This is a genomic window from uncultured Aquincola sp. (assembly GCF_964001545.1).
In the GTDB taxonomy this organism is placed as follows: domain Bacteria; phylum Pseudomonadota; class Gammaproteobacteria; order Burkholderiales; family Burkholderiaceae_C; genus Aquincola.
The window spans coordinates 1-7,130 of record NZ_CAXFDV010000143.1 but is presented as its reverse complement, the minus strand read 5'-3'; the positions used below and the strand labels follow the sequence as shown (position 1 = coordinate 7,130).

Here is a 7,130-nt window from a genome sequence, read left to right as displayed (position 1 = left end):
GACCTCCAGCGTGCGCGCCACGTTCAGCCACTCGCGCCGCACGCCGGCCACGCCGAAGGCGGTGTTGATCAGCATCGGCCACACCGAGCAGATGAAGATCACGAAGATGCCGCTGATCGACGAGTCCTTGATGGTGTAGAGCGCCAGCGGCATCCAGGCCAGCGGCGAGATGGGCTTCAAGATCTGGATGAACGGATCGAGCGCGCGGTACAGCAGCGGGCTCATGCCGATGGCAAAGCCCAGCGGCACCGCCACCGCGGCCGCGATCAGGTAGCCCAGCGCCACACGGCCCAGCGAATGCGCCAGCTGCAGGCCGATGCCCTTGTCGTTGGGCCCATGGTCATGGAACGGACTGGCCAGCTGCGCCCACGCGGCGGCAGCCATCTGCGCCGGCGTGGGAAAGCCCGACTTGGCGGCTGCCGGCGCAGCGCCTGCGGTCGGGTCCTTGCCCAGCAGCTTGGCGTACTCGATCTCCTCGGCCGTCATGCGGGCCGCGGCCGGGGCCGCGCTGCCGCCCGAAGGCAGCGTGGCCACCTGCCACACCGCCAGCAGCAGCACCAGCAGGGCCAGCGACAGCAGCGCCGCGCGCAGGTTCAGGCTGCGCATCAGGCCGCCCGCTGGATGGCGAAGCTGGACACATACGCCTCCGGCTTCTCGGGGTCGAACACCTTGCCCATGATGGTGAACTTGGGGTACGCCCCGGCCGGCGGCTGCATGTCCAGCGCGGACATGGTCTTCTTGGCGTCGGTCAGCAGGAACACCTGCTCGGCCAGCTGCTTGTAGTTGACCTCACCCTTCACATAGCCCCAGCGCTTCATCTGCGTGAGGATCCACACCGCCATGCTCTGCCAGGGCATGGGGTCGAAGTCGGCGCGGTCGGGCACGCTCTGCACCTTGCCCAGGCCGTCGGCAAAGCGGCCGGTGAGCACCTGGGTCAACACCGTCTCGGGCTGGTTCAGATAGGCCTGCGGCGCGATCACCTTGGCGATCAGCTCACGGTTCTTGGCCTCGCGCGCCATGGCGGCCGAGGTCATCACCGCGCGGAACAAGGCTGCGAAGGTGTTGGGGTTCTTCTGGATGAACTCGGCCGAGGTGCCGAAGGCGCAGCACGGGTGGCCATTCCACAGGTCCTTGGTCAGCAGGTGGATGAAGCCGATCTCTTCATACACCGCACGCTGGTTGAAGGGGTCGGGGCCCAGGTAGCCGTCGATGTTGCCGGCCCGCAGGTTGGCCACCATCTCGGGCGGCGGCACCACGCGGATCTGGATGTCGCGGTCGGGGTCCAGGCCTGCTTCTGCCACGTAGTAGCGCAGCAGGAAGTTGTGCATCGAGTACTCGAAGGGCACCGCGAACTTGAAGCCCTTCCACTGCCTCGGGTCGCGCTTGTCCTTGTGCTTGTTGGCCAGCGTGATGGCCTGGCCATTGGTGTTCTGGATGGTGGCCACCCGCATCGGCACCGGGTTGGAGCCCGCCCCCAGGCTGATGGCCAGCGGCATCGGGCTCAGGAAGTGGGTGGCGTCGTACTCCTTGTTGAGCATCTTGTCGCGGATCAGCGCCCAGCCCGCGGTCTTGACCACCTCCACGTTCAAGCCCTGCTTGCTGTAGAAGCCCAGCGGGTGGGCCATGATCAACGGCGTGGCACAGGTGATGGGGATGAAGCCGATCTTCAGGTCCTTCTTCTCCAGCGCGGCCTTGTCCTGCGCCATGGCCTGCAGGCTGGCCAGCGGCAGCACGCTGCCGATGGCGGCCATGGCGGTGGAGCGGCCCACCGCACGCAGGAAGCGGCGGCGCAGCGCGTCCTGCGGAAACAGCGCCTTGACCACCGCGGCCTCGATGAAGGCATTGGCGCGGGCCACGAAGTCCTCGCTCTCGCTGCGCGCCTGCAGCGTGGCCACCGCCGCCTCGGCCTGCACATGCTCATCGGCCGAGCCATGCTGGCCGCAGGCGCAAGCCATGCGCAGCGGGCGGTCGGCGTCGTACGGGTCCAGGCCTGGGCTCATCGGTCACTCCTGCGGGGATCGGATGACGGCCATGCTAGGAAGCCCTCGCCGCCCGCACCATCGATCAGGCCGGGCAGTTGGTGTAGGGCTGGCACTACACGCGGGCCAAGGGCACGGCCTGGAACTCCGGCAAACTGAGCCCGGGCTCAAAGAGCTTCCGCGGAGTTTCCTGAATGACCACTACGCTACGCACGCCTTCTGCCAAGCCCGGCGGAACGGCGCGGATTGAATACCTGAAGGTGCAGAACTTCAGGGCCTTGCGCGACGTCGAGCTGAGAGAGCTCACGCCGCTGACGGTGCTATTGGGTCCCAACGGCAGCGGCAAGTCGACCGTGTTCGACGTGTTTGCATTCCTGGCGGAATGCTTCGAGTTGGGCCTGCGCAAGGCTTGGGACAAGCGGGGTCGCGCCAAAGAACTGAAAACACGCGGCAGCCATGGCCCGCTGTCTGTTGAGATCAAGTACCGCGAGCCCGGCTTTCCTTTGATCACCTACCACCTGGCCGTGGATGAGAGAGACGGCGTGCCCGTCGTGGTGGAAGAGTGGCTGCGCTGGACGCGCGGCAAAGGCGGCAAGCCTTTCAGGTTCCTCGACTACCGAGAAGGCCAAGGTCAAGCCGTGAGCGGTGACCTGCCCGACGAACAGGACCGGCGCGTCAATATTCCGCTGAAGTCACCCGATCTTCTCGCCGTCAACGCGCTGGGTCAGTTCGCAGAGCATCCGCGGGTGGCCGCCCTGCGCGACTTCATCACCGGCTGGCACGTGTCGTACCTGGCTGCGGACAGCGCGCGCGGCCAACCGCAGGCTGGGCCCGAAGAACACCTGACCAAGAGCGGCGACAACTTGGCCAATGTGATTCAGTACCTGTCAGAACGGCACAAGGAAAGGTTGGACGGCATCTTTGAAGCGCTGGGCAGGCGCGTCCCCCGCGTCGAGCGGGTGCTCGCGGACCCCATGCCGGATGGCCGATTGCTGCTCCAGATCAAGGATGCGCCTTTCAGCCACCCAGTGCTGGCAAGGTTTGCATCGGACGGCACGTTGAAGATGCTGGCCTATCTGGTGCTGCTGAATGATCCGGCGCCGCCCCCTTTCATCGGCATCGAAGAGCCGGAGAACTTCTTGCATCCCAGGCTGCTCCCCGAACTGGCAGAAGAGTGTCGCGAGGCCGCTGAACGTACCCAGCTGATGGTGACGACGCATTCACCCTTCTTCCTCAACGCTCTGCGTGCCGACGAGGTGCGCGTGCTGTGGCGAGACGACGATGGTTACACCCGGGCGGCGCGTGCGAGCGACTTGCCCGGCGTCAGGCAGTTCATGGATGAAGGCGCACTGCTCGGGCACCTTTGGATGGAAGGACAGCTGGGCGTCGGCGATCCACTGGTCAACGCGGGTGGGCCTACGCGGCGGCTGGCTCGCGCCAATGCCAAGGCGACGAGGGAGGCCTGAAGATGCCGCAGGCCCAACACCTGATTCTGTTGGTGGAAGAGCCCTCGATGGAAGCGTTTATGCACGCGCTGCTGCCCCGCTGGTTGCCAGAGAGTTGCAACTATGAGGTGCATGCGTTCCAAGGGAAGGCAGACATGCTGGGCAAGCTGGAAGCCCGGCTTAAGGGCTATGCCGCTTGGCTCCCGACCGATCACCGTTTGGTGGTCGTGGTGGACCGCGATGACGAAGAGTGCCGACCATTGAAACAGCGGCTGGAGGACCTTGTGGCTCGCGCCGGCCTGCAAACCAGGCGCACCGCCGGCCCGGGCCGAGGCTGGCAGGTGGTGACGCGCATTGCCATCGAGGAGTTGGAAGCCTGGTACTTTGGGGACTGGGCCGGGGTCGAGACGGCCTATCCCAAGGTTCCCCCGAGCGTGGTGCAGCGAAGGGGCCTGCGAGATCCAGATGCGATTGCAGGCGGAACCTGGGAAGCGTTCGAGCGGACCATGCAGCGCCACGGATACTTCAAGACGGGGCTGCGCAAGATTGAGGCGGCGCGGGCGATAGGCCAACATCTCGACCCCAACCGCAGCCGATCAGCGAGCTTTGTGGCGTTCTACACCGCCGTCGTCGAAGCCACATCACCCGTCAGCCCAAGCTCTGTGCAAAAGGAGGCGACATAGACGCCGGCTGTTCCTACACCAGCAACTGGTGCCGCACCGCGTACAAGGCCAGTTCCACGTCGTTGCGCACGCCGGTCTTGTCCAGGATGCGGGCGCGGTAGGTGCTCACGGTGTTGGGTGCCAGCGCCAGCTGCTCGGCGATCTCGCCCACACTGTGGCCGGTGGCCAGCAGGCGGAACACCTGGTACTCGCGGTGCGACAGCCGCTCATGCAGCGGGAGTTCGTCGTCGGCACCGCGGCCGGCGCCCACCGCGCCGGCCAGCTGCTCGGCCACGCTGGGCGTGATGAACAGCCGGCCACGGGCCACGGTGCGGATGGCGTTGATCATCTGCTCCGAATCGGCGCTCTTGTTCAGGTAGCCGGAAGCGCCGAGCTTCAGGCTGCGCACCGCGTACTGGCGGTCGGGGTAGGTGCTGAGCATCAGCACCGGCAGCTTGGGGAACTCGGCCTTGAGTTGCTTGAGCACGTCCAGCCCGTCGCGCTGCGGCATCGCGATGTCCAGCAGCAGCACGTCGATGCCGCCGCGCCGCACCTGGGCGATGGCATCGGGCCCGTTGGCCGCCTCGCCGGCCCAGCCGATGTCGTCGGCGTCGGCCAGGATCTGCTTGATGCCCTGGCGCACGATCTGGTGGTCGTCGCACACCAGCACGCGGATCATGGCGAGGCCTCCGTGCCCAGCGGCATCACCAGCCGCACCCGCGTGCCCTGCCCTGGCGCGCTGTCGATCACCAGCCGGCCGCCGAAGTGGGCCGCCCGCTCGCGCATGCCCAGCACGCCGTAGCTGCGCGCGTCGGCCAGCGCCTGCGGCGGCGCGCCGATGCCGTCGTCGCGCACGTCCAGGTACAGCACCGGCTCGGGTGGGTCGTCCACGGTGATGCGGATGTGCACATGCGTGGCCTGCGCATGGCGGGCGATGTTGCTCAGGATCTCCTGGAAGATGCGGAACACCGCGATGGCCACACCGCCTTCCGGCGGCGCCACACCGGCGGCCACATGCAGCTGCAGGTCGCTGCGCAGCTCGGCCGCCTCGATGAACTCCTGCGCCTGCCATTCCAGCGCGGCCCACAGGCCCTGGTGGTCGAGGATGCTGGGCCGCAGGTCGGTGATGATGCGGCCGACGTTGTCCACCGCGGTGTCGATCAGCCGGCCCATGCCGTGGCACTTGCACTGCAGCTCGGGGCGGTCGGCCAGCGGCGCCAGGCGCTTGCCCAGCCAGTCCACGTCCATCTTCAGCGCCACCAGCAGCGAGCCCAGTTCGTCATGCACTTCGCGGGCGATGCGCTTGCGCTCCGTTTCGCGCACGCTCTCCAGGTGGTTGGCCAGCTCACGCAGCTGGGCCAGCGCCGCGCTCAGCTCGGCGGTGCGCTCGGCCACACGGGTTTCCAGCGCGTCGTTGGTGCGCCGAAGCAGCTCTTCGGCCTGCTTGCGCTCGCTGATGTCGACGAAGGTGACCACCGCGCCGCACACCTGGCCATCGTCCAGGATGGGGTAGCTGGAGTACTCGGCCGGAAAGGCGCTGCCATCGGCGCGCCACAGCACTTCTCCGTCCACCCGGCAGGGCAGGCCCTGGCGGAAGGCATTGAAGATGGGGCAGGCTTCTTCGGGGTAGTGGGCGCCGTCCGGGTGGGTGTGGTGGATCAGCGCGTGCATGTTGCGGCCCAGCACCTGCTCGGCCGGCCAACCCAGCTGCTGCGCCGCGCTGCGGTTGACGAACACGCAGCAGCCGGCCAGGTCGATGCCGAAGATGCCCTCGCCGGTGGACTCCAGCAGCAGGCTCAGTCGATCACGCCAGACATCGGCCACCCGGCCGGCGCCGGCTGCGGGGAGGACGGCAGACCACGACATCGTGGCCGCGCCTGCACGCAAGCCACGTGCCGGGCGCCGGGCCTACCGCGCCACGTGCGCCGCGATCGCGCCGGGCGTGGTCAACCAGAGCTGGCTGCGGTGGGCCGCAATGTGCTGCAGCGCGCGCCGCAGGTGCCGCAGCCGGTAGGGCTGGCCCACCAGGTACGGGTGCAGGGCGATGCCCATGACCAGCGGCTGCGCCTGGGCCTGCTGCAGCATCTCGTCGAACTGGTCGATGATCATCTGCGCGAAGGCCGGTGCGTCCATCTGCCGCGCCACGATGGCGGGGATGTCGTTCAGCTCCTGCGGGTAGGGCACCGACCACAGCGGCTGCCCGCCGCGGGTGCGCATGGGCAGCGGCTGGTCGTCATGGCACCAGTTGAGGGTGTAGCGGTAGCCGGTCTCGGCCAGCAGGTCGGGCGTGAGGGCGCTTTCCGAGATCCACGGCGACAGCCAGCCGGCCGGCGCCACGCCGCTTTCGCGCAGCATGCGCTCGCGGCAGTGCTGCAGCAGCGCGCGTTCTTCGGCCTCGGGCAGGTGGCCCTGGCACTCGGCATTGGTGTGGCCGTGGCCGATCAGCTCATGGCCCTGCTGCACGCAGGCCGCCACCAGCTCGGGGCAGTGGTCGTACAGCGAGGTGTTGATGAGCGCGCCCACCGGCCACTGCAGCTGCTCGAACAGCTCCAGGCAGCGCCACGCGCCCACGCGGTTGCCGTATTCGCGCCAGGCGTAGTTCAGCACGTCCGGCTGGTTGGGTAGCGCCGGCGCCAGCCGCGCGCCCAGGCCTTCGCCGAAGGCGAAATGCTCGAGGTTGAAGCCGATGTACACCGCCAGCCGCGCACCGCCCGGCCAATCGGGCAGATTGCGCCGGGTGATTGGCGAGTAGTCGAAACGGTCGTGGTGGAGCGGTGGCGTGAACGGCATGCGGGGATGATGCCGTGGCCCGCGGGGACGGTGTGCTATCGACCGGTGAGGGCGCCACCGTTGACGGGGAAATCGACCCCCGTCATGAAGGCCGCATCGTCCAACGCCAGCCAGTTGCACAGGCTGGCCACTTCCTCGGGCCGGCCGAGGCGGCGCACCGGGGTGGCGGCGGCCAGCTGCTGCAGCACGTCGGGCGGCGGCGTGCGCGCGCCGGCCCCGGCGATGTGGCCCGGCGACACCGTGTTGACGGTGAT

General features: G+C 68.0%; 8 protein-coding genes. 2 read left to right on the top strand and 6 right to left on the bottom strand.

Annotation, left to right across the window (positions count from 1 at the left end):
- Positions 1 to 606 (bottom strand): nitrate ABC transporter, permease protein (locus ABNT58_RS04890; RefSeq protein WP_348752387.1); only part of this gene is annotated, 606 nt, incomplete at its 3' end.
- Entirely contained in the window at positions 606 to 2,000 is a 1,395-nt protein-coding gene (locus tag ABNT58_RS04885) for a CmpA/NrtA family ABC transporter substrate-binding protein (RefSeq protein ID WP_348752386.1), read from the bottom strand. The genes ABNT58_RS04890 and ABNT58_RS04885, both read right to left, overlap by 1 nt.
- Before the next feature lie 173 nt (positions 2,001 to 2,173).
- On the opposite strand from ABNT58_RS04885, the gene ABNT58_RS04880 reads away from it, so the two are divergent.
- A complete protein-coding gene (locus ABNT58_RS04880; RefSeq protein ID WP_348752385.1) occupies positions 2,174 to 3,445 on the top strand; it encodes an AAA family ATPase in 1,272 nt (423 codons plus the stop codon).
- Between the two features lie 2 nt (positions 3,446 to 3,447).
- Complete coding sequence (locus ABNT58_RS04875) at positions 3,448 to 4,107, top strand: DUF4276 family protein (RefSeq protein ID WP_348752384.1); 660 nt, start codon at positions 3,448 to 3,450, stop codon at positions 4,105 to 4,107.
- A gap of 13 nt (positions 4,108 to 4,120) precedes the next feature.
- Here ABNT58_RS04875 and ABNT58_RS04870 read toward each other — a convergent pair whose 3' ends face one another.
- The 4 genes from ABNT58_RS04870 to ABNT58_RS04855 all read right to left on the bottom strand — a co-directional run.
- Positions 4,121 to 4,765 (bottom strand): response regulator transcription factor, encoded by a 645-nt coding sequence (locus ABNT58_RS04870; protein WP_348752383.1) that lies wholly within the window; start codon positions 4,763 to 4,765, stop codon positions 4,121 to 4,123.
- Positions 4,762 to 5,952: a PAS domain-containing sensor histidine kinase gene (locus ABNT58_RS04865; protein ID WP_348752382.1), complete on the bottom strand. Its 1,191-nt coding sequence runs from the start codon at positions 5,950 to 5,952 to the stop codon at positions 4,762 to 4,764. Before ABNT58_RS04865 ends, ABNT58_RS04870 begins: the two co-directional genes overlap by 4 nt.
- Positions 5,953 to 5,994: 42 nt before the next feature.
- Entirely contained in the window at positions 5,995 to 6,876 is an 882-nt protein-coding gene (locus ABNT58_RS04860) for a polysaccharide deacetylase family protein (protein WP_348752381.1), read from the bottom strand.
- Between the two features lie 35 nt (positions 6,877 to 6,911).
- Positions 6,912 to 7,130 (bottom strand): SDR family oxidoreductase (locus tag ABNT58_RS04855; RefSeq protein ID WP_348752380.1); only part of this gene is annotated, 219 nt, incomplete at its 5' end.